The organism is Mycobacterium sp. 1245499.0 (genome assembly GCF_001673615.1).
GTDB classification, from domain to species: Bacteria; Actinomycetota; Actinomycetes; order Mycobacteriales; family Mycobacteriaceae; genus Mycobacterium; species Mycobacterium europaeum_A.
Map to the genome: position 1 here is coordinate 1 of NZ_LZMG01000309.1, position 902 is coordinate 902.

Here is a 902-nt window from a genome sequence, read left to right on the forward strand (position 1 = left end):
TCTTCGTGGTCGGCGAGCCAGCGTTCGGCGTCGATGGCCGCCGAGCAGCCGCTGCCCGCGGCGGTGATGGCTTGGCGGTAGGTGCGATCCACCAGGTCCCCGGCGGCGAACACCCCCTCAATCGAGGTACTCGTGGTGCGGCCTTGGACCAGCACATAACCGTCGGGGTCGGTCTGGACCACCTCACGCACCAACTCCGAACGCGGGTCGTGCCCGATGGCCACGAACACCCCGGTCACCGGCAATCTCGACACCTCACCGCTGAGCGTGTCGCGCACCCGCAAACCCGTCACCGTGGACTCACCCTCCACCGCCTCGACCGCCTTGTTCGTCAGGATGGTGATCTTGTCGTTGGCCTTGGCCCGTTCGAGCATGATCCGCGACGCCCGAAACTCCGCACGCCGGTGCACCAACGTCACACTGCGGGCAAAGCGGGTCAAAAAGGTGGCCTCCTCCATCGCCGAATCCCCACCCCCGATCACCGCGATGTCCTGGTCCTTGAAAAAGAACCCATCACAGGTCGCACACGAGGACACCCCGCGACCCAACAACTCCTGCTCCCCGGGCACCCCCAAATACCGGGCCGCCGCCCCCATGGCCAAGATCACCGCACGCGCGCGCACCGTCTCACCCTCGGCCGTGGTCACCGACTTGATTCGACCCTGCAACGAGACCGATTCGACGTCTTCCATCCGCAGATCGGCCCCAAAACGCAGCGCCTGCTCACGCATCTGATCCATCAACTCCGGACCCGTGATCCCGTCGCGAAAACCCGGGAAATTCTCCACCTCAGTGGTCGTCATCAACGCCCCACCAAACGACGTCCCCTCAAACACCACCGGCGCCAACTGCGCCCGCGCCGCATACAACGCCGCGGTATACCCAGCAGGACCCGAACCAAT

The 902-nt window shown here is 65.3% G+C and carries 1 protein-coding gene; it reads right to left on the bottom strand.

Going from position 1 to position 902, the window contains the following annotated elements; translation table 11 throughout:
• On the bottom strand, positions 1 to 902 hold a 902-nt coding region (trxB, locus tag A5646_RS18770), incomplete at both ends, for a thioredoxin-disulfide reductase (protein ID WP_156765644.1).